Here is a 24,184-nt window from a genome sequence, read left to right on the forward strand (position 1 = left end):
ACCGGCGCAGCGCAACGTCCTTGACTTCACCCAGTCCCGCCTTTAATTCCCCCCTCGTTCCGCGCGCGTTCAGCGAACCACGCGGGAGTAGCTCAGTTGGTTAGAGCGCCGGCCTGTCACGCCGGAGGTCGCGGGTTCGAGCCCCGTCTCTCGCGCCATTTTTGGCAATCCTTTCATAGCCTTAGCCCGAACTTCTCGACGCCTTTCGTGCTTGCGCGGGCGATCGGCGGCCTTCGTCCGGCAGAGCCCGCGCCATAGTCAGCCCGCGCCCGAATCGTCTAGGCCTTCCGGTCTTAGAGAATCCCCACGTTCTCTCAGCTTTTCAGGGGGTTCCCTGCCATTGAACATTGGAGGAGGCCAGACATGGCTAAGAAGGATTCGGCCAAGAAGGCAGCCGCGGCCGCGACCATCACGCTCAAGCACCTCGCCGCAGATATTGCGGAGAGCCAGGACCTGTCGAAGAAGCGCGCCGAGGCCGTTCTCACCGACATGGTCGACCTGATCACCAAGCACCTGAAGAAGGGCGATCGCGTCCGCATCGTCGGGCTCGGCATCCTCCAGGTCCGCAAGCGCGCCGCCCGCACCGGCCGCAACCCGGCCACCGGCGAGCCGATCCACATCAAGGCCAGCAAGAAGGTCACCTTCCACCCGGTCAAGGAACTGAAAGAGGCGATCTAAACAAGCTTAAGCCTGATCCGGCCGCATCAAGGCCTGCTTTTCTGATATACCGCCTCTCTCCCCTGACCCCGGCGGTTTGACCAGAAATGTCCTCCCTCACCTTTTCGCACACCGTGACCGAGCGCTTCCTGCGCTACGTCACCATCGACACCCAGTCCGATCCGGAATCCCCCAGCTCGCCCTCGACCGAGAAGCAGAAGGACCTCGGCCGCGTGCTTGCCGCCGAGCTCAGGGACATCGGCGTGGCGGACGCCCATCTCGACGATTACGGCTACGTCTACGGAACGATCCCGGCCAACACCGACAAGAAGGTGCCGGTGATCTGCTTCTGCTCGCACATGGACACCTCGCCCGACGTGACCGGCAAGGCCGTCAAGCCGCAGGTCGTGACGAACTATCGCGGCGGCGACATCGTGCTGCCGGGCGATACCAGCCAGGTGATCCGCTTCACGGAGCATCCAGCGCTGAAGAACCAGATCGGCAACGACATCATCACCACCGACGGCACCACGCTGCTGGGCGCCGACAACAAGGCCGGCGTCGCCGAGATCATGGATGCCGCGTATTTCTTCATCAACAACCCCGACGTGAAGCACGGCACCATCAAGATCCTGTTCACGCCGGACGAAGAGATTGGCCGCGGCGTCGACAATGTCGATCTGAAGAAGCTCGGGGCCGACTTCGGCTACACCATGGACGGCGAAAGCGCGGGCTGCGTCGAGGACGAGACCTTCTCGGCCGACGGCGCCACCATCACCATCACCGGCGTCAGCGCCCATCCCGGCTATGCCAAGGGCAAGATGGAGCACGCGGTCAAGATCGCGGCCGCCATCGTCGAGCGTCTGCCCAGAGAAGGCTGCTCGCCGGAGACGACTTCGGGCAAGCAGGGCTTCCTGCATCCGATCGGTATCGAGGGCGCGCTGGAGCAGGCAACACTCTCTTTCATCGTCCGCGACTTCACCGAGGAAGGCTTGAGGGAGAAAGAGGACCTGCTCGAGGGCATCGTCAAGGATGTGATGAAGGACTATCCGCGCTCGACCTACAAGTTCGAAGTCAGGGAGCAGTACCGCAACATGAAGCAGGTGATCGACCGTCACCCGCACGTGCTCGAATACGCCATCGAGGCGATCCGCCGCGCCGGCCTGCGCCCGATGCGCACCGCGATCCGCGGCGGCACCGACGGCTCGCGCCTGTCCTTCATGGGCCTGCCCTGCCCCAATATTTTTGCGGGCGAGCACGCGTTCCACTCGCGCCTGGAATGGGTCAGCCGGCAGGACATGGAAAAGGCGGTGCAGACCATCGTGCATCTCGCGATGATCTGGGAGGAGAAGGCCTAGCGCGATCATGCAATACATCGCGTCCGGTCGCGCCAGGCTTGCGACAGAAGTTTCAGGCGACGGCTCGGCTGTCGTCTTCCTTCATGCCAATGTGTGCGACCGGCGCATGTGGCGCGCCCAATTGGATGGAATGGCTGCCACCCACAGGGCGGTCGCGTACGACCGACGCGGCTTTGGCGAAACGCGCGCCGAGCCGGAGGACTTTTCTGCGCTCGCAGATCTCGTCGCAGTGCTGGAGGCGACCGCGGACGGCAAGCCCGCGATCCTCGTTGGCTGCTCCCTCGGCGGCCGCATCGCGCTCGATGCCGCATTGCGGCACCCGTCGCGTGTCCGCGCGCTCGTTCTGATCGCTCCCAATGTCGCGGGCGCGCCCGACCCGGTCTATTCTCCCGAGATCGAGACATTGATGATGCAGTCGAAGGAGGCGGAGGCCTCCGGCGACCTCGGACGGCTGAACGCGATGAAAGCCAGGCTCTGGCTGGACGGACCGCTGGCGGCCGAAGGTCGCGTGACCGGCCCCGCGCGTGACCTGCTGCTGGATATGAACAGCATCGCGCTTCGTTCACCGCCGTTCGGATCGGACGTGGACATCAAGCCGTTCTTCCACCGTCTCCACGAAATCTCGGTGCCAACGCTGGTCATATGGGGCGGTCTCGATTTTCCCTACGTTCAGGACCGCTGTCGCCAGCTCGTCGCTTCGGTCCCGGGAGCGCAAGGTCACGAAATGCCCGATGTGGCCCATCTCCCGAACCTGGAACGCCCGGCGGAGATCTCGACGCTGATCGCCGAGTTCGTCCGCCGATGTGCCTCAAACAGATAGCTGAGCCCACGCCTGATCGGACTACGGCACCGGCATCGCGCGCCGGCCGCGATGGAAGCGGTCCGAACTTGTCATCCAGTCCGGCAGAGGCTCGCCGTCGCGGTGCCGGCCGCCTGCAGCAGCGGCAGCCCAGGCCACCACCGCTCCAATCAGGGTTGCGGCTGCAACCGAGAAGGCGAGGATGATCGAGCTGCGTCGCGCGCGGTTGATCGCCGTGCGGGAGTCCGCAATCACGGCATCGACCCGACGCTCGGAGTCCGGCGCCGGCAATCCGGTCAGCGCTGCGACCTGTTGCACCAGATAGGCGCGATCGTCAGTGCTGACGCCGCTGTGGCTCGACGACGTCATCAGGATGCGCCCGGCTTCCGCGCGGGTTTCCCTCAGGTCGGTGGGAGGTCGCCTCGGCGCGCGGAACAGCTTGTCCAGTTCATAGCTCAGCATCGGTTCTGCCGCAGTCGCTGCGCCGGTCGAAGTCCGGGCCGGCGAGCGATCGATCGCAGCCGCACCGAGAAGCGCGAGGAAGGCGCCGCCGATCAGCACGGCCAACGCCCATGACATCAGACCATGGAGACCGTCCCGACGCTCGCCCTCGTCGTCCATGCCCGCAGGCGAGACGGCAGGCCGCCTGATGCGACCCGCAATGTAGCCGCCGAGGCTGAAACTCGCGGCGGCCTGAAGGATCAAATACAATCCCGAAAGCAGTGCCAGTGCCGCTGATGCGTCGCGCCATGTCGGCGAGGTTGAGCTGACGCCGAGCCCAATGGCGACGCCAAAGCTTATCAAGATGAAGGACAACGCCGCGGCAGCGAATGCGCCTGCGACGATCGAACTCCATTGAACGCCCCAGCGGTCCTCGCCCGCCTGCACCCGACTTTCAATGACGTCTTCCTGCACGAGAGCTTCGATGGCCATGTTCAGCTCTCTCAACGCAGGCCGAACAACGACAAGATCGCCATGATCACGACGATCAAGCCGACGAGATAGATCAGTCCGTTCATAGTCCGTCCTCCTCAATGTTCTCCTGCGCGCTAATGAGGCAGACGGCGGAACGTTCCTATTTCGGCGGCCGAACGGAACGAACCCGCAGGATGCGAATTGTCTCCCCAAGTCCCAAGGGTGAAGATTGTGAGCACGAAGGCCTCAGCCGGTTAGCCCGGGCTGGGGCCTTTTCGTGTCCGACTGCGACGTTGAGTTCCCCACACGTAACACTATTGCGGGTCGACACTGTTCCCGCCGCCATGCTACCGCAGGCGGATCAGGAGACCTCGTGACTTCGATCCGCCACCCCAGCAGAATTCGCGTCTCGCGCAACTGGCGCGGGCTGGTGGCTGCGCTGGTGGCAACCATGTACCTGCTGTCGGGCCTGCTCCATGGCGCGCACGACATCGACGTCACCAGCCCCTCCGGCGGCTCGGAGATTTCGTTGATCCTCGACGACGGGTCCGCCGACCACGGCCATCACAAGGCCCCCGGCGGCCATCATTGCCATGGTTGTTTTTCGGTCGCTGTCGCGCAGCCGGTGCTGTCCGAAACTATCGCCGACATCCTTGCCGCACCGGTCCCGCAGCAGCAGCCGACGCTCGACGGCATCGCGCCCGACACGACGTCCCCGCCTCCCAAAGATCTGACCTGAACCGATCAGCCGGGTGCCCGTGCACCCACGATGCTATTGTTCACAGGTCATCTTCATGTCTTGCAGACGGACTGCCGCGCGCCTCGCATGCGCGTTGGCGATTTTCGTTGGCCCCTCGCTGACGCAGCAGGCGCACGCCCAGAGCCTGACCATGCGCGCGGCGCTGTCGCGCGCGCTGGCCGCGAGCCCGCGCCTGACCGCGGCGGAGCGCGATGTCGGCATCGCCACCGGTCAGCGCATCCAGGCCGGCGCCCTGCTCAATCCGGAACTGTCCTATGAGCAGGACAATTCGTTCGGCTCCGGCAATTATCGCGGCACGCGATCGGCCGAGACCACGGTTCAGATCAGCCAGGCCTTCGAGCTGTTCGGCAAGCGCGATGCGCGGATCGCCGCGGGCGCGGCCGGCATCGAGGTCGCCGCGATCCAGCGCAAGGCCGTCAGGCTCGAGGTGCTGTCGGAGACGGCGATCGCCTTTCTCAGCGTGCTCAGCGCGCAGCGGCGCATCCAGATCCTGGACGAGCAGATCGCCGCGATCGACCGGCTGACGCCGCTCTTGCGCCGCCGCGTCGAGGCCGGCGCCTCCTCGCCGGCCGAGACCGGCCGTGCCGAGGTCGCATCCGCGCTGGTGAAGGCCGACCGCGAGCGTTTCAAAGCGACGCTGGCGAGCGCCCGCCGCGAGCTTGCCGTGCTGATGGGCGATCCCGCGGCAAAATTTGGCGAGGTCTCCGGCCGGCTCGACACGACCGGACGGACGCCGACGTTCCAGTCGGTCGTCGCCGCCATCGATGCCAATCCGCAGCTGGTGCGCTGGACCGCCATCTATGCCCAGCGCAATGCCGAGCTGCTTATGGCGCGCCTCCGGCCCTATCCGGACGTACGGATCGCGGCCGGCTGGCGTCACTTCAACGAGACAAATGACGACGCCGCGCGCCTGACCGTCTCGGTCCCGATCCCGGTGTTCGACCAGAACCAGGGCAACATCCTCTCGGCGCAGGAAAGCCTCGCCAAGACCAGGGCCGAGCGCGAGGCCAACCGCAACACACTGATCGTGGTTGCGGGGCGCGCCTACGACTCGCTCCAGGGCTCGCTGCGCGAACTCGCGGTGCTGCGCGAGACCGCGATTCCCAAGGCGACGGAAGCATCGGAAGCGATCGCACAGGGCTACGGCCAGGGCCGCTTCACCCTGCTCGAAGTGCTCGACGCCCAGGCGAGCGTCACCCAGGCCCGCCTGCGCGAGCAGGAGGCGCTCCAGAACTTCCATGCGGGGGTGGCCACCATCGAAGGCCTCGTCGGCAATCCCTTCACGCTGGCCCGGGAGAGTGCACGATGAAGACATCCTCCACCATCCTCATTGCCATCGTTGCCGCCGCGCTCGGCGCCTACGGCACGTCCCTGCTCGCGCCGGCCAAGGTCACGCACACCGAGCATGCCGAGCATTCCGAGAAGAAGCCGAACGACCATGTCGAGCAGGACGAGCACGGCGCCGACCGCATCCGCATCTCCGACGTCAAGCTCGCGGCCGCCGGCGTGGTGCTGGCGGAGGCCGCGAGCGCCACGCTGACCGACACGCTGTCGTTCAACGGCATCCTGCGCGCCAACCAGGAGGCCGTGGTGCAGGTGACGCCGCGCTTTCCGGGCCTCGCAAAATCGATCCTGAAGCGCATCGGCGACAAGGTCGGCAAGGACGATCTGCTGGCCGCGATCGAGAGCAACCAGAGCCTCACCATCTACGAGCTCAAGGCCCCGATCGCCGGCACCATCATCGAGCGGCAGATCTCGCTCGGCGAATACGCTTCCGAGCAGAAGCCGGCCTTCGTCGTCGCCGACCTCTCGACCATCTGGGTGGATCTGTCGATCTACCGGCAGGACCTCCGGCGCGTGCGCCTCAACGACGAGGTGCTGATCGATCCCGACGACGGCCGCGGCGAGATCAAGGGCACGATCTCCTACATGGCGCCGATCGGCTCGAGCGAGACCCAGACCGCGCTGGCGCGCGTGGTGCTGCCCAATCCCGACGGGCGCTTGCGCCCCGGCCTGTTCGTCACCGCGCGGCTGATCCTCGCCGCACGCAACGTCGCGGTTGCGGTGCGCAAGAGCGCGATCCAGACGCTGGAGAACAGGACCATCGTGTTCGTGCGCGAGGACGGTGACAAGATCGAGGCGCGTCCCGTCGAGCTCGGGGATTCCGATCCGCGCCATGTCGAGATCAAGGCGGGTCTTTCCGCCGGCGAGCATTACGTCGCGGAGAACAGCTTCGTCGTGAAGGCGGAGATGGGCAAGGGCGAGGCCGAGCATGATTGAGCGTCTCATCGCCGTCTCGCTGCAGCAACGCTGGCTGGTGCTCGTCCTCGCGCTCGGCGCCGTCGCGCTCGGGGCGTGGAATTTCCAGCGGCTTCCGATCGATGCCGTCCCTGACATCACCAATGTCCAGGTCCAGATCAACACCCGTGTGCCCGGCTACTCGCCGCTGGAGACCGAGCAGCGCATCACCTTCCCCGTCGAGACCGCGATGGGCGGCCTGCCCAAGCTCGACTACACCCGCTCGCTGTCGCGCTATGGCCTCAGCCAGGTGACGGTCGTGTTCAAGGACGGCACCGACATCTACTTCGCCCGCCAGCTCGTGGGTGAGCGCATCCAGCAGGTGAAGGACCAGCTTCCGGCCGGCGTCGAGGTCGCGATGGGTCCGGTCTCGACCGGGCTCGGCGAAATCTTCATGTACACCGTCGAGGCCAAGGCGGGCGCGAAGACGCAAGCCGGCCGTGACTATTCGCTGACGGACCTGCGCACCGTGCAGGACTGGATCATCCGGCCGCAGCTTCGCAACGTCCCGGGCGTGATCGAGGTCAACACGATCGGCGGCTTCGAGCGCCAATTCCACGTGCTGCCCGATCCCGGCAAGCTGATGGCCTACCGGCTCGGCTTCCGCGACGTCATGACGGCGCTCGCCGCCAACAACGCCAATGTCGGCGCCGGCTATATCGAGCGCAACGGCGAGCAATATCTGGTTCGCTCGCCGGGCCAGGTCGGCAACCTCAGTGAGATCCAGGATATCGTGATCGGCTCGCGCGGCGGCAATCCCGTCAGGATCCGGGATGTCGCCACCGTCACCGAAGGCCGTGACCTGCGCACGGGAGCGGCGACGCGCGACGGCGAGGAAACCGTGCTCGGCACCGCCATGCTGCTGATCGGCGAGAACAGCCGCACGGTGGCGCGCCGTGTCGCGGCCCGCCTCGAGGACATTGCCAAATCGCTGCCCGACGGCGTCGTGACGCGGACGGTCTACGACCGCACCGATCTGGTCGAAGCCACCATCCGCACGGTCGAGAACAACCTGCTGGAAGGCGCCGCCCTGGTCGTGGCCGTGCTGTTCCTGATCCTCGGCAACATCCGCGCCGCTCTCGTGGTGGCCTGCGTCATTCCGCTGTCCATGGCCATGACCATCACCGGCATGGTGGAGACCAAGGTCAGCGCCAATCTGATGAGCCTCGGCGCGATCGACTTCGGCATCATCGTCGACGGCGCCGTGATCATCGTCGAGAACTGCCTGCGCATGCTTGCCGTGGCCCAGCGCGAGAAAGGCGGGCTACTCACCCTCTCCGAACGGCTGCGCGCGATCCTGCGCGGATCGAGCGAGGTCATCAAGCCGAGCCTGTTCGGAACGCTGATCATCGCGGTGGTCTACCTGCCCGTGCTGACGCTGACCGGCGTCGAAGGCAAGATGTTCACGCCGATGGCGCTGACCGTGCTGATGGCGCTGGGCGCCGCCGTCCTGTTCTCCATCACCTTCGTGCCGGCGGCGGTCGCTATCTTCGTCACCGGCAAGGTGTCGGAACACGAAAACCTGTTCATGCGGATGGCGAAGCGCGCCTATCTTCCCCTGCTACGCTTTGCCATCGACAACCGCGGCGCGGTCGCCATCATGGCTGCCGTCATCGTGGTTGCGAGCGGCATCGCGGCGTCGCGCATGGGCGGCGAGTTCATTCCGAGCCTCGACGAAGGCGACGTCGCGCTGGCCTCGATCCGGATTCCCGGCACCAGCCTCTCCCAGTCGCTGGATCTCCAGAAGGCGCTGGAAAAGCGCATCACGCAGATTCCGGAGGTGAAGGAGTTCTTCACCCGCATCGGCACCGCCGAGGTCGCGACCGATCCGATGTCGCCGGCGCAGACCGACGGCTACATCATGCTGAAGCCGCGCGCCGAATGGCCCGACCCGGATAGGCCGAAATCGGAGGTGATCGAGGCCATCGACAAGGCCGCCGACGACATTCCCGGCAGCGCCTATGAACTCTCCCAGCCGGTCCAGTTTCGCGTCAACGAGCTGATCTCGGGCGTGCGCAGCGACGTCGGCATCAAGGTGTTCGGCGACGACCTCGACATCCTCCAGGGCGCGGCCAGGCAGGTCGAGGCCGCGATCCGCGGCATCCGCGGCGCCAGCGACGTCAAGATCGAGCAGGTCTCGGGCCTGCCGATCCTCACCGTCCGCCTCGACCGCCAGGCGCTTGCGCGCTACGGCCTCAGCGTCGGCGAGGTGCAGGGCATCGTCGAGATCGCGGTCGGCGGCAAGTCAGCCGGCAAGCTGTTCGAGGGCGACCGCCGCTTCGACATCGTCGTCCGCCTGCCGGAGCACCTGCGCGGCAATCTCGACGCGATCCGGGCCATCCCGATCCCGCTGCCGCCGAGCGAGGACGCCAGCGCGCCGATCCGCACGGCGCTGGCCGGCTCCCCCCTCGCCCAGATGCGCTATGTGCCGCTGTCGTCGGTCGCGACCGTCGATGCGACACCCGGCCCCAACCAGATCAGCCGCGAGAACGGCAAGCGGCGCATCGTCGTCACCACCAATGTCCGGGCGCGCGATCTCGGCTCCTTCGTGAGCGAGGCGGAAGCTGCCGTCGCCGAGAAGGTCAAGCTGCCGCCGGGCTACTGGATCGGCTGGGGTGGACAGTTCGAGCAGCTGGTCTCCGCGACCAAGCGGCTGACGATCGTGGTGCCGGTGGCGCTGCTGCTGGTGTTCTTGCTGCTGTTCATGGGCATGGGATCGATGGCGGATGCGGCGCTGGTGTTCTCCGGCGTGCCGCTGGCCCTGACCGGCGGCATCGCGGCGCTCCTGCTGCGCGGTATTCCGTTGTCGATCAGCGCCGGCGTCGGCTTCATCGCGCTGTCCGGCGTCGCCGTGCTCAACGGCCTCGTCATCATCGCCTTCATCGAGCGGCTGCGCAGCGAGGGGCGATCTGTTGCGGAGGCCGTGCACGAGGGCGCGCTGACGCGGCTGCGGCCGGTGCTGATGACCGCGCTGGTCGCCTCCCTCGGCTTCGTGCCGATGGCGCTCGCCACCGGTGCCGGCGCCGAGGTGCAGCGGCCGCTCGCGACCGTGGTGATCGGCGGCATCATCTCCTCGACGGTGCTGACGCTGCTGGTGCTGCCGGCGCTCTACGTGCTGTTCCGCCGTGACGTGGCAAACGAAACGCCTACAATGGCGCCTGATTTGGCAGCGTCCGGGGAGCGCTAGAATTGGGCAGCCACGACCATCACGGTCATGACCACCACGATCACGGCGATCGCGCGCATGATCATGGCCATGACCACAGCCACGGGCATGGTCATGCGCATGTCCACGCACCCGCCAATTTCGGCAAAGCGTTCGCGATCGGCATCACGCTCAACACCGCGCTGGTGGTCGCCGAAGCCGTCTACGGCTATCTCGGCAACTCCACCGCCCTGCTCGCCGACGCCGGCCACAATCTGTCCGACGTGCTCGGCCTCGTCGTCGCCTGGGGCGCCTCGATCGCGGCGCGGCGCGCGCCGAGCGGCCGCTTCACCTATGGTTTTCGCGCCTCCACCATTCTGGCTGCGCTGGCGAACGCCGTCTTCCTGCTGGTCGCAACCGGAGCGATCGGCTGGGAGGCGATCCTGCGCCTGCGCGAGCCGGAGCCGGTCGCCGGCGTCACCGTGATGGTGGTCGCCGGCATCGGCATCCTCATCAACGGTTTTACCGCGATGCTGTTCGCGAGCGGCCGCAAGGACGACATCAACATCGAGGGCGCGTACCTGCACATGGCGGCCGATGCCGCGGTCTCGCTCGGCGTCGTGGTCTCGGCGGCGCTGATCATCTGGACCGGCTGGCTCTGGCTCGATCCCGTCACCAGCCTCGTCATCTGCTTAACCATCCTCTGGAGCACCACCAGCCTGCTGCGCGGCTCCATCGACATGTCGATGGCAGCAGTGCCCAAGGGCACCGACCTCGCCGCGATCAAGGCGTTCCTGCTGGCGCGTCCCGGGGTCTCAGGGATCCACGACCTCCACGTCTGGCCGATCTCCACGACCGAGACGGCGCTGACATGTCACCTCGTCATGCCCGCGGGCAGCAGCGATGCATTCCTGACGGAGACCGCGCAGATGCTGAAGACGACCTTCCGTATCGGCCACACCACGCTCCAGGTCGAGACGCATCCGGACAATGGCTGCGCGCTGGCGCCGGATGATGTGGTGTGAGGGCGTTGCGGCCTCAAACTCCGCTGTCGTCCCGGACAAGCGCAGCGAAGCGGAGCGAAGATCCGGGACCCATAACCACAGGGAGCAATTTGACGAAGACTCGTAGTTAGCAGTCTCGTACCACAACTTCTCCCTGGGGTTATGGGTCCCCGCGTTCGCGGGGACGACACCGAGTGTGTGGCTGCGACGTACACCACAGTGACGTTGAGCAGCGCCTACCCCGCCTTCGCCGTCACGATCCAGATCGCGCCCTGCAACGCCACGCTCTGCCCCTTCAGGAACGGGGTGAGCATCTCGCGGATCGAAGCTTTGGCGGCAGCATATGTCTCCGGCGGATGACCCTGCAGCGCGCGGCTGGCCGGGCCGATCTGGAGCGCGCCGTCGACGGCGGCATCGAGCCCGCCGCCGATGGCGACATCCATCGGAAGATTGTGCGGCTCCATCGCCACGTCGGCGAAGCCTGCGCCCTTCAGGATGCGTGTCACGCGCTCCTCCGAGGCGAAGGCGAACGGGCCCGGCTCCTCCGGCCCGACCGGCGGCATTTTGGGAACGTGTTTGTAGACCGCCATCAGCGGCGCCATCATCCACGGATTTTCCTTCGGCTCGCGCCAGCAGGCGAAGGCGAGCCGTCCCGATGGCTTCAGTGCGCGACGGAGATTTGCGAACGACGCGACCGGATCGGCGAAGAACATCACGCCGAAGCGCGAGGCGAGCAGATCAAAGCTCGCCGGCTCGAACGGATGCACCGTCGCATCGGCCAGCACGAAATCGAGCGGCAGGCCTTTTGGCGCAAACGCGCGCGCCTGCGACAGCATCGGCTCGGACACATCGAGGCCGAGCGCAAAGCCATCGGGCGCCACCGCCTTGGCGAACGCGAAGGTCGTTGCGCCAGAGCCGCAGCCGACATCGAGAACCCGCTCGCCCGGCTTCGGCCTGGCGCGGTCGATCAGCGCGTCGGCGATGGGGCCGAGCAGGCTCTCCTGCGCCGCATGGCGATCGGCCCAGCGCTGTCCGCTCGGTCCGTTCCAATAGGCGATCTGGTCGGCGTTTTGCTCGTGTCCGCTTGGCTGTTGTTGCATGGTGTCCCCGGTCATTCCGATCCGCGCGATGCGTTCCGTCGCGGTTCTGCGACCGCACAGCGGCGATATCACGTCGGGATGGCCGGCGCACCCTTTCCTGGAGCGCCGCTCTCCTTCTGGAATTACCAGATTGCGATGCTCGAACCGCCCTGGCTCATGCGTCGCGCTTCGCGCAGACACGCCCGGCAGCAATGGCGATAGATGAGATTCAGCAGAGCACACATTGGCCAACCCTCCGTTGTGACTTGCGGGCGGACATTGGCTCATTCCGGCGCGGGCGCATGTGACATTCTTCACACAGCGGTTCTTTGCCCGGGCGCCCCGGCGCAGCGCGTCTCGCCTGCACGCATTGCGGCCGCATTGGTTTCACCTGACGGCCACATCAGAATCAGATGCCAACCAGATTTGGTCGATACGTTTCGCCATTCCTCAAACTGGAAAAGGCATGACCATGCGCAGATTCACGGCATCCGTCCTCGTTGCAGCTCTCTCCCTGGGAGCACCGGCCCTCGTGCAGGCACAGGGGGCATCGTCGCAACCGGGCGCGGAGTCTCCGTCCGCTGAGTCCAGCACGGTGATCCGGAGCATACAGATTGTCGACGTCAAGGAGTTGCAGCCGGCGGTGCGCGCGAAAGTCGATGAAATCGTGGCGCAGACAAGCGACAAGGACATCCAGACGCTCCGGCAGTCCATCGACGCCACGCCGCAGGCAGCCTCAGTCCTCAAGTCCAAGGGCTTGAGTTCGGCACAAGTCGTCGCGATCAACATCGCCGATGGCGTGCTGACGATGTTCACCAAGACAGCCTGAGATCAGGCAGGAGTTCCAGGCCGAGGCGCTACGCAGAGGCGGCGAGCACGATCGCCGCCCGGCGCGCTCGGCCCTTGCTCCGACACCCGCCGAAGCGCTAAAGAGGCGCCGTGGGGCGGTTAGCTCAGCTGGTTAGAGCATCTCGTTTACACCGAGAGGGTCCGCGGTTCGAATCCGTGACCGCCCACCAGCCTTCACTCGCTTCGCGAGCTACGGCTGGGCAAGCCAGCCAAGACAAGCCAGCCAAAACCGGCAGCTCCAGATCAATCCCCCGGCCTTCCCGGCAGTAGCGGCACCGCGTCGATCCATACCGCTGCCGACTGGCACCAGATCTGTCTGACGGGCCTCAGCTTGTCGCGCTGGCGGATTGAGCCCCAGCGGACGCCCCAATCGTCGGCCTGGTCGCCTTCGCCGCTGGTGAACAGCGGGGAGCCGCAGTCGCCGCAAAAGTGCTGGAAGCGCATCCGGCCGTTGTCGCCGCGCTTGCCGTAGACCTTTGGCGTGCCGGCAGTCAGCTTCACGTCGGCCTTGGTGCAGACCGCGGTCACCCGGAATGGCGATCCGGTCAGGGTCTGGCAGTCCCGGCAATGGCAGACCGACACCGTCTCAGGGTCGATCTCGGCCTCGAAGGTGATCTGCCCGCAGTGGCACTGCCCATCGATCTGCATCGCCCTCGCCTCCTGCCTCAAAACAAAAACGGCGCCCGAAGGCGCCGTTTTATCATCTTTCGCTGAACCTTAGTGAGCGGTCAGGCCGCCGGCGGCTTCGTCGCCATCCGGCTTCACCGTCACCTTGGTGTCCTCTTCCCAGACGATCGGCACGGGCTTCTTCACCAGCGCCTTGGCGACGACGTCGTCGAGGCGGGAGACCGGGATGATCTCCATGCCGCCCTTGATCGCATCGGAAATCTCCGTGAGATCCTTGGCGTTGTCCTCGGGGATCAGCACCGTCTTGATGCCGCCGCGGGCCGCAGCGAGCAGCTTCTCCTTCAGGCCGCCGATCGGCAGCACGCGGCCGCGCAGCGTGATCTCGCCGGTCATCGCGACATCGTGGCGGACCGGGATGCCGGTCATGACCGAAATGATCGCGGTGGCCATCGCAACGCCCGCGGACGGACCGTCCTTCGGCGTCGCGCCTTCCGGCACGTGCACGTGGATGTCGCGACGGTCGAACAGCGGTGGCTCGATGCCGTAATTGATCGCGCGCGAACGGACGTAGGACGCCGCCGCCGAGATCGATTCCTTCATGACGTCGCGCAAGTTTCCGGTGACCGTCATCTTGCCCTTGCCGGGCATCATGACGCCTTCGATCGTCAGCAGCTCGCCGCCGACATCGGTCCAGGCAAGGCCGGTGACGATGCCGACCTGCGGCTCGCTCTCGATCTCGCCGAAGCGGTACTTCGGCACGCCGAGCAACTCTTCCAGAGTCTTCTCGGTGACCTTGACCGACTTCTTCTTGGAGATCATCAGCTCCTTCACCGCCTTGCGGGCGAGTGTGGAGAGCTCACGCTCCAGATTACGCACACCCGCTTCGCGGGTGTAGCGGCGGATCAGAAGCAGCAGCGCCTCGTCGTCGATCGAGAACTCCTTGGAGTCCAGGCCATGCTTGGACACCGCGTTCGGGATCAGATGCTTGCGCGCGATCTCGACCTTCTCGTTCTCGGTGTAACCCGCGATCCGGATGATCTCCATGCGGTCCATCAGCGGGCCCGGAATATTGAGCGTATTCGCGGTCGTGATGAACATCACGTTGGACAGATCGTAGTCGACCTCGAGATAGTGGTCGTTGAACGTCCCGTTCTGCTCGGGATCGAGGACCTCGAGCAGCGCCGAGGACGGATCGCCGCGGAAGTCGGCGCCCATCTTGTCGATCTCGTCCAGCAGGAACAGCGGATTGGACGACTTCGCCTTGCGCATCGACTGGATGATCTTGCCGGGCATCGAGCCGATATAGGTGCGGCGGTGACCGCGGATCTCGGCCTCGTCGCGCACGCCGCCGAGCGAGACGCGCACGAATTCGCGCCCCGTCGCCTTCGCGATCGACTTGCCGAGCGAGGTCTTGCCGACGCCGGGAGGTCCGACGAGGCACAGGATCGGGCCCGTCAGCTTGTTGGCGCGCGACTGCACCGCGAGATACTCGACGATGCGTTCCTTGACCTTCTCCAGCCCGTAGTGATCGGAGTCCAGGATGGCCTGCGCCGATTCCAGATCCTTCTTCACCTTGGACTTCTTGTTCCACGGGATCGACAGCAGCCAATCCAGATAGTTCCGCACGACGGTCGCTTCCGCGGACATCGGCGACATCTGGCGCAGCTTCTTCAATTCATGCTGCGCCTTCTCGCGCGCTTCCTTGGAGAGCTTGGTCTTGGAGATCTTCTCTTCGAGATCGGCGAGCTCGTCGCGACCGTCGTCGTCGCCGAGCTCCTTCTGGATCGCCTTCATCTGCTCGTTGAGATAGTACTCGCGCTGGGTCTTCTCCATCTGGCGCTTGACGCGCGAGCGGATGCGCTTCTCGACCTGCAGCACCGAGATCTCGCTCTCCATCAGACCCAGCACCTTCTCCAGGCGCGTGGTGACGGACAGCGTCTCCAGGATGCCCTGGCGGTCCGCGATCTTGACGGCGAGATGCGAGGCGACGGTGTCGGCGAGCTTGGCGAAATCGGTGATCGCCTGCACCACGCCGACGACCTCGGCCGAGATCTTCTTGTTGAGCTTCACATAGCTCTCGAAGTCGGACACGACCGAACGCGACAACGCTTCGGCCTCGACCGACTTCGCGTCGGTGTCGGCGAGTGCGACGGCGGTCGCTTCATAGTACTCGCTGCGATCGGTGTACTTCTGCACGCGCGCACGCTCGAGCCCTTCGACCAGCACCTTCACGGTGCCGTCGGGAAGCTTCAAGAGCTGGAGCACGCTGGCAAGCGTACCGGTCTCGTAAATGGCATCGGGCGCCGGATCGTCGTCGGACGCGTTCTTCTGCGTCGCGAGCATGATCAGCGCATCGTTCTTCATCACCTCTTCGAGCGCGCGGATCGACTTCTCGCGGCCGACGAAGAGCGGAACGATCATGTGCGGGAAGACGACGATGTCGCGCAGCGGCAGCACGGGATAAGCGTGTGTTTCGCCATGGACGATGGTTGGCCTGGGTTTTGGATTAGTCATGGCCTTTTCCTTTTGCTTTGCCCCCTTGCACGCAGCCCGCCATGCTCATGCGCAACCGCCACAAGGTGCCGAGGTGATCCGCAGAACCGGTCGGTCCTTTTGCGAGTTGGACCGGCTTGCCGGATCGGAACTGAGGCGAATCTTGAAGAGAATTTTCGCTCGCCGCCGACATTAGGTGGCTATCGACCCGGGGGGTGTCAAGTCATTGAAAGACGCGCGCCATCAGGCGCTTACGCACGCGAATAAGCGACGCAACACCGGCTGCGGAAGTACTTTCCGCAGCCATCAACTGATAGGACGATTGGAGCGTTCCAGCGCCGGGAGATCAGGCGCTGGCGTTCTCGACGGCACGATCGGACCGATCGGCATAGATGTAGAGCGGACGGGCCGTTCCTTCCACGACTTCGCGCGAAATCACGACTTCTTCCACACCTTCGAGGCCCGGCAGGTCGAACATGGTCTCGAGCAGGATCGCCTCGAGGATCGAGCGCAGGCCACGCGCGCCGGTCTTGCGCTCGATCGCCTTGCGGGCAACCGCGCCAAGCGCCTCGTCGGCGAAGGTCAGCTCGATGTTCTCCATCTCGAACAGCCGCTGGTACTGTTTCACCAGCGCGTTCTTCGGCTCGGTCAGGATCTTCTTCAGCGAGGTCTCGTCCAGGTCCTCGAGCGTCGCCACGACCGGCAGACGGCCGACGAATTCGGGGATGAGGCCGTACTTCAGGAGGTCCTCAGGCTCGACGTGACGGAAGATCTCGCCGGTACGGCGATCCTCCGGCGCGAGCACCTGGGCGGCGAAGCCGATCGAGGTCGACCGCCCGCGCGCCGAGATGATCTTCTCGAGGCCGGCGAACGCACCGCCGCAGATGAACAGGATGTTGGTGGTGTCCACCTGCAGGAATTCCTGCTGCGGATGCTTGCGGCCGCCCTGCGGCGGGACCGAAGCCACCGTGCCTTCCATGATCTTCAGCAGCGCCTGCTGCACGCCCTCACCCGACACGTCGCGCGTGATCGAGGGATTGTCGGACTTGCGGCTGATCTTGTCGATTTCGTCGATGTAGACGATGCCGCGCTGGGCGCGCTCGACATTGTAGTCGGCGGCCTGGAGCAGCTTCAGGATGATGTTCTCGACGTCCTCGCCGACATAGCCGGCTTCGGTCAGCGTCGTCGCATCGGCCATCGTGAACGGCACGTCCAGGATGCGGGCGAGCGTCTGCGCGAGCAGCGTCTTGCCCGAACCGGTCGGACCGATCAGCAGGATGTTCGACTTCGCGAGCTCGACGTCGTTGTGCTTGGTCTGGTGGTTGAGGCGCTTGTAGTGATTGTGCACCGCGACCGACAGGACCTTCTTCGCATGGCTCTGGCCGATGACGTAATCGTCCAGGACCTTGCAGATTTCCTTCGGCGTCGGAATGCCGTCGCGCGACTTGACCAGCGAGGATTTGTTCTCCTCGCGGATGATGTCCATGCAGAGCTCGACGCACTCGTCGCAGATGAAGACCGTGGGACCCGCGATCAGTTTGCGGACTTCGTGCTGGCTCTTGCCGCAGAACGAGCAATATAGCGTGTTCTTGGAGTCGCTCGTGCCGACCTTACTCATTCATGTCTCCGTCCGCGGTTCGATCCCGTTCCGCTCGATCGCTCCATTCCGACACGATGGCCGGCATGAAGCTTAAGTAGAGCAAATTCCGTACCAAAAAAGACCCTACGCGTTACATCCCGTGCGAATCACGGGCGCTCGATTCTCCGCGATCATAGCCGATCAATCGTAGCCAACCATGCTGTCACCCGACTATCAAGAATTCGCTAATCGGGGGCCTCCGGCTACCCGTGACAATACCGTGATTTCCGGTCTTGGCACGGGCGAAGTGATCGAAATCACCCCGCCGTTGCTGGATTGCCACGAAAAACAAGCACGAAAGCGGAACTTTCCGCCTGTCGCGGGGCGCATTGCTGCGTTTTGCGACGCGCCCAAGCGTCCTTAACGTGAACGCCGCCCTGACGGTCCACGGCGATCTCAGGGGATCGCCGTGACGGATCGGTAGTGCTACGGGGTCTTCACCTGCGCCGGTTCCTCGGCGCGCTTGTCGATGACCTTGTCGACCAGACCGAACTCCTTGGCGTCGTTCGCGGTCAGGAACTTGTCGCGTTCCAGCGCGTCCTCGATCGTCTTGTAAGTCTGGCCGGTGTGCTTCACGTAGATCTCGTTGAGCCGCTTCTTCAGGTTCAGGATTTCCTGGGCGTGCAGCATGATGTCGGTGGCCTGGCCCTGGAAGCCGCCGGAGGGCTGATGCACCATGATGCGCGCGTTCGGCAGCGAGAAGCGCATGTCCTTCTCGCCGGCGCAGAGCAGCAGCGAGCCCATCGAGGCCGCCTGGCCCGTGCACAGCGTCGAGACCGGCGGACGGATGAACTGCATGGTGTCGTAGATCGCAAGACCCGACGTCACCACGCCGCCCGGCGAGTTGATGTACATCGAGATTTCCTTCTTCGGATTTTCCGCCTCGAGGAACAAGAGCTGCGCGACGATCAGCGTCGACATGCCGTCCTCGACCGGTCCGGTCACGAAGATGATGCGCTCCTTCAGAAGGCGCGAGAAAATGTCGTAGGCGCGCTCGCCACGGTTGGTCTGCTCGACCACCATGGGCACGAGGTTCATGTAGGTTTCAACCGGATCGCGCATGAGTCACCTAGGGTTTTCGGACGCGGACACCGCTTGTCGTGGCTGCCAGCTGGGCTGGATTTGCCGGAAGGCGATGGACGTCCCGTGATGCAGGACTTGTTATCGAAGGCTTGTTGGTCGAGGAACTCGGGTACAGGGCGTACCGACAGATATAGCCCAATTCGCGCCAGACAAGTGTGGAGCGAATTAAGGCTTAATCCACCGGGCACTTGAAGCTGATTCTCGCAAACAGGCCCAGCCAACCACATGGCTAGCCGGGCCTGTTCGCTGATCATCCTTAATGGAAGGCTTTCTCAGGCAAAGGATTGCTCAACGCCCTCAGGCCGCGGTCTTTTCCGTCTCGTCGTCCTTGTACAGGTCCTCGCGCGACACCTTCTTCTCGGTCACGTTGGCGAGCTCGAGGATGAAGTCGACGACCTTGTCCTCGTAGATCGGTGCACGAAGCTGGGCCAACGCCTGGGCGTTGTTGCGGTAAAAGTCCCAGACTTCCTTCTCGCGGCCCGGCATCGAGCGCGCGCGCTCGATCACGGCGCGGCCGACCTCGTCGTCGGTCACGGTGATCTTGTTCTTCTCGCCGATCTCGGAGAGCACGAGCCCGAGCCGCACGCGGCGGTCGGCGATCTTGCGGTACTCTTCCTTGGCCTTGTCCTCGGTGGTGTCCTCGTCGGCAAAGGTCTTGCCGGCTGAGTCCATCTCGGCCTTGACCGAGTTCCACATCAGATTGAACTCCTCGTCGACCAGCGAGGGCGGCGCCTCGAAGCGATGCGCCTCGTCGAGGCGGTCGAGCAGCGCGCGCTTGACGCGCTGGCGCGTCGCAGTCGCGAACTCGGCGGAAAGACGCTCGCGCGCGGCTTCCTTGAGCTTGTCGAGCGATTCCAGGCCAAGCGTCTTGGCGAACTCGTCGTCGATCGCGACGTCCTGCGGCGCCTCGACGGAGGTCGCGGTGGTCTCGAACTCGGCCGGCTGGCCGGCGAGCTTGTCGTTCGTGTAGTTCTTCGGGAACGACACTTTCAGCGTGCGCGTCTCGCCCGCACCGATGCCGGTGAGCTGCTCCTCGAAGCCGGGGATGAAGGTGTTGGAGCCGATCACGACCTGGATGCCCTCGCCGGTGCCGCCCTCGAAGACTTCGCCGTTGATGGAGCCCTTGAAGTTGATGGTGACGCGGTCACCCTGCTCGGCCTTGGCACCGTCGGCCTTCGCGGCGTAGCCGCGGTTGCTGTCGGCGATGCGCTTGATCGCCTCGTCGACGTCGACGTCGGACACGTCGGCGACGGGCTTCTCGACCTCGAAGGTCTTGAAGTCGGCGAGCGCGATCGCGGGCACGATCTCGATCGCGACCGTATAGGTCAGATCGGTCTTGCCGCTGAGCAGCTCCTCGACCTCGGCCTGCTCGCTCGGCATGGTGATCTTCGGCTCGGTCGCGAGCTTGAAGCCGCGCTCGGAGAACAGCTGCGTGTTGGTGTCGCGAATGGTCTGGTCGATGGTCTCGGCCATCACCGAGCGGCCATAGACCTTCTTGAGGTGCGTGACCGGCACCTTGCCCGGACGGAAGCCGTTGATGCGGACCTTGTCCTTGAGGTCGACGAGCTTGGCACCGGCCTTGGCGTCGAGATCAGACGCGGGAACGCTGATCTTGAACTCGTGCTTCAAACCTTCCGAGAGGGTTTCTGTGACCTGCATGGCGTCCAATCTTCTTCTCGTTCGGTCCCGGCACGCATGCGTCGGGACACTGTCATTAATCGATCCGGCGCGAGGCAAATGCCTCAACGCCGGTGGTTCATCGGACCGGCTTCAAGGCGGACAAACATCCGCGAGGAAGCAGGCCTCGTAATCCGTGCAAACGCTGAAAGCGCTTGGTGCGGGCGGAGGGACTCGAACCCCCACAACTTTCGTCACTGGAACCTAAATCCAGCGCGTCTACCAGTTCCGCCACGCCCGCGTGAATTTGCATCAAGACCGGCCGCGATGCCGCGGGCGGCCGGGCTTATAGCATGTGCCTGACTGTTCGCAGCAAAAAAATGGCCGGTTGCAGGCCCCCTTCAAGTAGGCACGACGGCTGGACTTATCCAGCACTTCATGGTCCGGATCGGCCCATGACAACGCGGATCTTCGACCCGACGCGGCGTGAGGTTTTGGCCGGGCTTGGTGTCGGGCTTGGCGCCTCCGCGGCCGGGTTGATCGCCGGCGGCGCGGCCCCGGCCGTCACCGCCCAGCTCGCCCTTCAGGCAAGGCCGGCAACCCTGGCTCTCAAGCCGGGGCAGCCGCCTACATCGATCTGGGAGCTGGCCGCGGTAAGCCATCTCGGGACCATCCGTCTCAAGCGAGGCGACCGCTGCGAGGTGGTGTTCCGGAACGACCTGCCTGTCCCGCTTGCGCCAGTCTGGTACGGCCTTAATGGCCCGGCCGCGGCCGACACGTTGCGGGGACGCGCGCCGACAGCGCCGGACGCGACAGAAACATCAATTATTTCAATAGCAAACGCGGGAACCCTGGCAGCCGACTTCCGTCTCTTCGAAGACGATCTGAAGCTGCCCGCGCGCGCCCTTCCGATCATCGCCGGCGAGCCAAATCGCCCCGCCGTCGACCGCGACGAGGTCCTGTTGATCGAGGAATGGCGCCTGCGGCCGGATGGGACCGCGCTTCCCCCGGGCCGGGACCCGAAGGACACGAGCCCACTCTATACGATCAACGGCAAGACTTCATTCGAACTCTCAGCTGCGGCCGGCGAGCGGCTGCGGCTGCGCTTCATCAACGGCTCTCAACGCACTGTTCTGGCAATCAAATTGGAAAGCCACGACGTCCGCGTGATGGCCCTCGACGGACAGCCGGCCGAGCCGTTCCCGGCACGCAACGGTGCCCTGGTGCTGGCTCCCGGCGCGCGTGCCGATGCCCTTGTCGATGCAGTCACATCGGCCCCATTCATGCTCCATGACGGCAAGGAGGCGCGCCAGCTCGGGAGCCTCACGGTCTCCGGCAGGCTGGAGCGCCCGCCGCTGCTGCCTCCGCAGCCCCTCCCCTCGAACGACCTGCCCGAGAAGCTCGACCTGAAAGGCGCCCTGCGGTTCGATGTCGCGCTGGGCATCCCCGAGGCCGGCTGGACGCGGCCCGCAAGTTTCTCCGTTTCCTCCGCCCCCGCCTTCCGCGCCAGGACCGGCCGCACCGTCGTGCTGGCCCTCAAGAACCCCGGACCGGTGACAAGCGTCTTTCATCTCCACGGCCACCACTTCCGCCTGCTCGACAAGCTCGACGACGGCTGGAAGCCCTACTGGCTCGACACGCTTGCGATCGAGCCCGGCCAGACCCAGCGCATCGCGTTCGCCGCGACCTCCCCCGGACGATGGCTGATCGAATTCGTCGTCACCGACTGGAGCGCGCCGCGGCTGGTGCGCTGGTACGCGGTGGAGTGAGAGCCTACTGGCGCGTCCAGAGATAGCGAGCATCGGGCTCCCGCTCCTCGTTCCGCGCGCCGTCGGTTTGCTCGACCAGCCTGAAGCCGCGCGCCTCGTAGAACCGCCGTGCCGTCGCGTTGCGCTGAAAGGTCCAGAGCTCCAGCCGTTCGCAGGCGCCTTTGGCGACGTCGAGGAGCTCGGTGCCGGCACCCCGGCCTTGGGCGGCCGGAAGCACGTAGAGCTGCTCGACCCAGCCGTCACGGAAGGCGATGACCCCGCTCAGCGCATCGCCGTCGAAGCGCCCCCACACGCGGCACGCCGGAAAGACACGCTCGCGGTAGAACCAGCGGTCCTCGTCCGGCGTGTGCAGCCCGACGAGCCACGGCATCGCCTGGTCAAAGGCGGTCCGATGGACCTGCGCAGCCGCGCCCATGTCGGCGAGCGCGAGCCGCCTCAGCACTAGTACTCCACCCCCAGCGCGCCATAGATCCGCCGGTGCACCGCCGGCAGCGTCTCGGTCAGATCCTCCGCAATCAGGCCCGGCCCGGCCTCGCTCCCTGCCTCGCCATGCATCCAGACGCCGATGCTGGCGGCTTCGAACGCCGGCACGTCCTGCGCCAGCAGCCCTGCGATGATGCCGGCGAGCACGTCGCCAGCGCCGGCGGTGGCGAGCCAGGGTGGCGCATTGGCAGCGATGGTGGCGCGGCCGTCGGGCGCGGCGATCGTGGTGTCCGGCCCCTTTAGCAGCACCACCGCGCCGGAACGCTCGGCGGCGGCGCGCACGCGCTCGAGCTTGGAGCGGCCCGGATATTTGTTGCTGAGATCCGAGAACAGCCGCGGAAACTCGCCCTCATGCGGCGTCAGCACCACCGCATTGTCCTGCGAGGCCTTGATGGATTCGAACAGCCGCTCGGGCTTTGCGGCAAAGCTCGTCAACGCGTCAGCATCCAGCACGAGATGGCGCTGCGCGTTAAGCGCGGTGTGAACCATGTCGCAGGTGCGTTCGCCGATGCCCGCGCCGGGGCCGATCATGCAGGTGTTGTAGCGTTTGTCGCCGAGCAGCTCGCCGAACTCGACCATGGTGTCGACGGGACGGACCATCACCGCCGTCAGTGCAGCCGCATTGATCGCGAGCGCATCGCGCGGGGTCGCAAGCGTCACGAGGCCCGCACCGGCCCGCAGAGCGCCACGCGCGGCGAGCCGCGCAGCACCGGTCGCGGCCGCATCGCCGGAGACCGCGAGTACGTGCCCGCGCGCAAATTTGTGCCCGTCGATGCGCGGCACCGGGAAGGCTGTGCCCCAAAAGTCCGGATCGTTCTCAAAGGTCTGCGGCGCGATCGCGTCCAGCACCTGCGCGTCGATGCCGATATCGGCGACACGCACGCGGCCGCAATGCATGCGGCCGGGCAGCAGCAGATGCGCCGGCTTCTTGCGGAAGAAGGTGACGGTCTCGGTGGCGTTCACCGCCATGTCCATGACCGCTGCACTGGTGCCGTTGATGCCGCTCGGCAGGTCGACGGCGAGCACAGGCGCATCGTTGCCGTTGATCGCCTCGATCATCGCGCTCGCCTCGCCGTCGACAGGGCGGCTCAGGCCCGCACCGAACAGCGCGTCGATGATCAGCGCAGGCCGTCCGATCGCCTGCGGATTGAACGGCAGCACCGGATGCTTCCAGCCGCGCGCGGCGGAAGCCGCATCGCCCTGGAGTTGGTCGCGCTCGCACATCAGGATCACCGAGACCTCGCGGCCCTGTGCGGCGAGTTCGGCGGCCGCGACAAAACCGTCGCCGCCATTGTTGCCGGGGCCGGCGACGATCAGGATCGGCCCCTCCTCCACCAGCGCATTGGCGGCCTCAGCAACGGCCTGGCCCGCACTCAGCATCAGCTTGAAGCCGGGCGTACCTGCCGCGACGCTGAGCTGGTCAGCGCGCTGCATTTCGGCGGTGGTCAGAATTTCCATGCCACTTCCCTGGTCCAATCGCCTTTTCAACAGGCACGTTCCGTGCCGACCCATCCGACGGAACAACGATCTGCACAGATATTGAACCGTTTGCCTATTTCGTAGTCTGAGGTATTTTAAGCCGGTCGGCGCCACCTATCAGAGATGCACG

The 24,184-nt window shown here is 65.3% G+C and carries 19 protein-coding genes and 3 tRNA genes; 12 read left to right on the forward strand and 10 right to left on the reverse strand.

Annotated features, from left to right (window positions below):
* The first annotated feature begins 81 nt into the window (after window positions 1–81).
* From I3J27_RS20985 to I3J27_RS21000, 4 genes are all read left to right on the forward strand, one after another.
* Window positions 82–158 (forward strand) — tRNA-Asp (locus I3J27_RS20985).
* Window positions 159–363: 205 nt separating this feature from the next.
* Window positions 364–678, forward strand: coding sequence for an HU family DNA-binding protein (locus I3J27_RS20990; RefSeq protein ID WP_270160342.1), 315 nt, complete (start codon window positions 364–366; stop codon window positions 676–678).
* A gap of 86 nt (window positions 679–764) precedes the next feature.
* Window positions 765–2,015: a peptidase T gene (gene pepT / locus I3J27_RS20995; protein ID WP_270160343.1), complete on the forward strand. Its 1,251-nt coding sequence runs from the start codon at window positions 765–767 to the stop codon at window positions 2,013–2,015.
* A gap of 7 nt (window positions 2,016–2,022) precedes the next feature.
* Complete coding sequence (locus tag I3J27_RS21000; RefSeq protein ID WP_270160344.1) at window positions 2,023–2,835, forward strand: alpha/beta fold hydrolase; 813 nt, start codon at window positions 2,023–2,025, stop codon at window positions 2,833–2,835.
* A gap of 21 nt (window positions 2,836–2,856) precedes the next feature.
* On the opposite strand, the gene I3J27_RS21005 is transcribed toward I3J27_RS21000, so the two are convergent.
* Window positions 2,857–3,747 (reverse strand): hypothetical protein, encoded by an 891-nt coding sequence (locus tag I3J27_RS21005; protein WP_270160345.1) that lies wholly within the window; start codon window positions 3,745–3,747, stop codon window positions 2,857–2,859.
* A 355-nt stretch (window positions 3,748–4,102) separates the two neighbouring features.
* Between I3J27_RS21005 and I3J27_RS21010 the strand changes: the two genes are divergently transcribed.
* From I3J27_RS21010 to I3J27_RS21030, 5 genes are read left to right on the forward strand one after another with little or no spacing between them, the layout of a single operon-like run.
* A complete protein-coding gene (locus I3J27_RS21010) occupies window positions 4,103–4,468 on the forward strand; it encodes a hypothetical protein (RefSeq protein ID WP_306416987.1) in 366 nt (121 codons plus the stop codon).
* A 55-nt stretch (window positions 4,469–4,523) separates the two neighbouring features.
* Window positions 4,524–5,798, forward strand: coding sequence for a divalent metal ion exporter subunit IhpA (gene ihpA / locus I3J27_RS21015; protein WP_270160346.1), 1,275 nt, complete (start codon window positions 4,524–4,526; stop codon window positions 5,796–5,798).
* Window positions 5,795–6,769, forward strand: a complete 975-nt coding sequence (gene ihpB / locus I3J27_RS21020) for a divalent metal ion exporter adaptor subunit IhpB (RefSeq protein WP_270160347.1) — start codon at window positions 5,795–5,797, stop codon at window positions 6,767–6,769. The genes ihpA and ihpB overlap by 4 nt, the downstream gene beginning before the upstream one ends.
* Window positions 6,762–9,974, forward strand: a complete 3,213-nt coding sequence (locus tag I3J27_RS21025; protein WP_270160348.1) for an efflux RND transporter permease subunit — start codon at window positions 6,762–6,764, stop codon at window positions 9,972–9,974. Before ihpB ends, I3J27_RS21025 begins: the two co-directional genes overlap by 8 nt.
* 2 nt (window positions 9,975–9,976) lie before the next feature.
* Window positions 9,977–10,957: a cation diffusion facilitator family transporter gene (locus I3J27_RS21030; RefSeq protein WP_270160349.1), complete on the forward strand. Its 981-nt coding sequence runs from the start codon at window positions 9,977–9,979 to the stop codon at window positions 10,955–10,957.
* Between the two features lie 215 nt (window positions 10,958–11,172).
* On the opposite strand, the gene I3J27_RS21035 is transcribed toward I3J27_RS21030, so the two are convergent.
* Window positions 11,173–12,036: a class I SAM-dependent methyltransferase gene (locus I3J27_RS21035; RefSeq protein ID WP_270160350.1), complete on the reverse strand. Its 864-nt coding sequence runs from the start codon at window positions 12,034–12,036 to the stop codon at window positions 11,173–11,175.
* Between the two features lie 445 nt (window positions 12,037–12,481).
* Here I3J27_RS21035 and I3J27_RS21040 point away from each other — a divergent pair, with 445 nt between their 5' ends.
* Both I3J27_RS21040 and I3J27_RS21045 read left to right on the forward strand, forming a co-directional pair.
* Complete coding sequence (locus tag I3J27_RS21040) at window positions 12,482–12,844, forward strand: hypothetical protein (RefSeq protein ID WP_270160351.1); 363 nt, start codon at window positions 12,482–12,484, stop codon at window positions 12,842–12,844.
* A 113-nt stretch (window positions 12,845–12,957) separates the two neighbouring features.
* Window positions 12,958–13,034, forward strand: a tRNA-Val gene (locus I3J27_RS21045).
* Window positions 13,035–13,107: 73 nt separating this feature from the next.
* Here I3J27_RS21045 and I3J27_RS21050 read toward each other — a convergent pair.
* From I3J27_RS21050 to I3J27_RS21075, 6 genes are all read right to left on the reverse strand, one after another.
* Window positions 13,108–13,512 (reverse strand): GFA family protein, encoded by a 405-nt coding sequence (locus tag I3J27_RS21050; protein WP_270160352.1) that lies wholly within the window; start codon window positions 13,510–13,512, stop codon window positions 13,108–13,110.
* Between the two features lie 69 nt (window positions 13,513–13,581).
* Window positions 13,582–16,005, reverse strand: coding sequence for an endopeptidase La (gene lon / locus I3J27_RS21055; RefSeq protein WP_270160353.1), 2,424 nt, complete (start codon window positions 16,003–16,005; stop codon window positions 13,582–13,584).
* Window positions 16,006–16,330: 325 nt separating this feature from the next.
* Complete coding sequence (gene clpX, locus I3J27_RS21060) at window positions 16,331–17,602, reverse strand: ATP-dependent Clp protease ATP-binding subunit ClpX (RefSeq protein ID WP_014494834.1); 1,272 nt, start codon at window positions 17,600–17,602, stop codon at window positions 16,331–16,333.
* A 447-nt stretch (window positions 17,603–18,049) separates the two neighbouring features.
* Complete coding sequence (locus tag I3J27_RS21065; RefSeq protein ID WP_270160354.1) at window positions 18,050–18,685, reverse strand: ATP-dependent Clp protease proteolytic subunit; 636 nt, start codon at window positions 18,683–18,685, stop codon at window positions 18,050–18,052.
* A 318-nt stretch (window positions 18,686–19,003) separates the two neighbouring features.
* Window positions 19,004–20,365 (reverse strand): trigger factor, encoded by a 1,362-nt coding sequence (tig, locus tag I3J27_RS21070; protein ID WP_270160355.1) that lies wholly within the window; start codon window positions 20,363–20,365, stop codon window positions 19,004–19,006.
* Between the two features lie 174 nt (window positions 20,366–20,539).
* Window positions 20,540–20,624 (reverse strand) — tRNA-Leu (locus I3J27_RS21075).
* 154 nt (window positions 20,625–20,778) lie between these two features.
* On the opposite strand from I3J27_RS21075, the gene I3J27_RS21080 reads away from it, so the two are divergent.
* Complete coding sequence (locus tag I3J27_RS21080) at window positions 20,779–22,092, forward strand: multicopper oxidase family protein (RefSeq protein WP_270160356.1); 1,314 nt, start codon at window positions 20,779–20,781, stop codon at window positions 22,090–22,092.
* Window positions 22,093–22,096: 4 nt separating this feature from the next.
* On the opposite strand, the gene I3J27_RS21085 is transcribed toward I3J27_RS21080, so the two are convergent.
* On the reverse strand, window positions 22,097–22,534 hold the full coding sequence (locus I3J27_RS21085; RefSeq protein ID WP_270160357.1) for a GNAT family N-acetyltransferase: 438 nt from the start codon (window positions 22,532–22,534) through the stop codon (window positions 22,097–22,099).
* Window positions 22,534–24,033, reverse strand: coding sequence for an NAD(P)H-hydrate dehydratase (locus tag I3J27_RS21090; protein ID WP_270160358.1), 1,500 nt, complete (start codon window positions 24,031–24,033; stop codon window positions 22,534–22,536). Before I3J27_RS21090 ends, I3J27_RS21085 begins: the two co-directional genes overlap by 1 nt.
* Window positions 24,034–24,184 lie beyond the last annotated feature (151 nt).

Origin of the sequence: Bradyrhizobium xenonodulans, assembly GCF_027594865.1 — a bacterium.
Taxonomy (GTDB): Bacteria; Pseudomonadota; Alphaproteobacteria; order Rhizobiales; family Xanthobacteraceae; genus Bradyrhizobium; species Bradyrhizobium xenonodulans.

What these genes read in the sequence shown, in the direction of transcription:
- I3J27_RS20990 (WP_270160342.1), top strand. Translation starts at nt 364, where the DNA reads ATGGCTAAGAAGGATTCGGCCAAGAAGGCAGCCGCGGCCGCGACCATC.
- pepT (WP_270160343.1), top strand. Translation starts at nt 765, where the DNA reads ATGTCCTCCCTCACCTTTTCGCACACCGTGACCGAGCGCTTCCTGCGC.
- I3J27_RS21000 (WP_270160344.1), top strand. Translation starts at nt 2,023, where the DNA reads ATGCAATACATCGCGTCCGGTCGCGCCAGGCTTGCGACAGAAGTTTCA.
- I3J27_RS21005 (WP_270160345.1), bottom strand. Translation starts at nt 3,747, where the DNA reads ATGGCCATCGAAGCTCTCGTGCAGGAAGACGTCATTGAAAGTCGGGTG.
- ihpA (WP_270160346.1), top strand. Translation starts at nt 4,524, where the DNA reads ATGTCTTGCAGACGGACTGCCGCGCGCCTCGCATGCGCGTTGGCGATT.
- ihpB (WP_270160347.1), top strand. Translation starts at nt 5,795, where the DNA reads ATGAAGACATCCTCCACCATCCTCATTGCCATCGTTGCCGCCGCGCTC.
- I3J27_RS21025 (WP_270160348.1), top strand. Translation starts at nt 6,762, where the DNA reads ATGATTGAGCGTCTCATCGCCGTCTCGCTGCAGCAACGCTGGCTGGTG.
- I3J27_RS21035 (WP_270160350.1), bottom strand. Translation starts at nt 12,036, where the DNA reads ATGCAACAACAGCCAAGCGGACACGAGCAAAACGCCGACCAGATCGCC.
- I3J27_RS21040 (WP_270160351.1), top strand. Translation starts at nt 12,482, where the DNA reads ATGACCATGCGCAGATTCACGGCATCCGTCCTCGTTGCAGCTCTCTCC.
- I3J27_RS21050 (WP_270160352.1), bottom strand. Translation starts at nt 13,512, where the DNA reads ATGCAGATCGATGGGCAGTGCCACTGCGGGCAGATCACCTTCGAGGCC.
- lon (WP_270160353.1), bottom strand. Translation starts at nt 16,005, where the DNA reads ATGACTAATCCAAAACCCAGGCCAACCATCGTCCATGGCGAAACACAC.
- clpX (WP_014494834.1), bottom strand. Translation starts at nt 17,602, where the DNA reads ATGAGTAAGGTCGGCACGAGCGACTCCAAGAACACGCTATATTGCTCG.
- I3J27_RS21065 (WP_270160354.1), bottom strand. Translation starts at nt 18,685, where the DNA reads ATGCGCGATCCGGTTGAAACCTACATGAACCTCGTGCCCATGGTGGTC.
- tig (WP_270160355.1), bottom strand. Translation starts at nt 20,365, where the DNA reads ATGCAGGTCACAGAAACCCTCTCGGAAGGTTTGAAGCACGAGTTCAAG.
- I3J27_RS21080 (WP_270160356.1), top strand. Translation starts at nt 20,779, where the DNA reads ATGACAACGCGGATCTTCGACCCGACGCGGCGTGAGGTTTTGGCCGGG.
- I3J27_RS21090 (WP_270160358.1), bottom strand. Translation starts at nt 24,033, where the DNA reads ATGGAAATTCTGACCACCGCCGAAATGCAGCGCGCTGACCAGCTCAGC.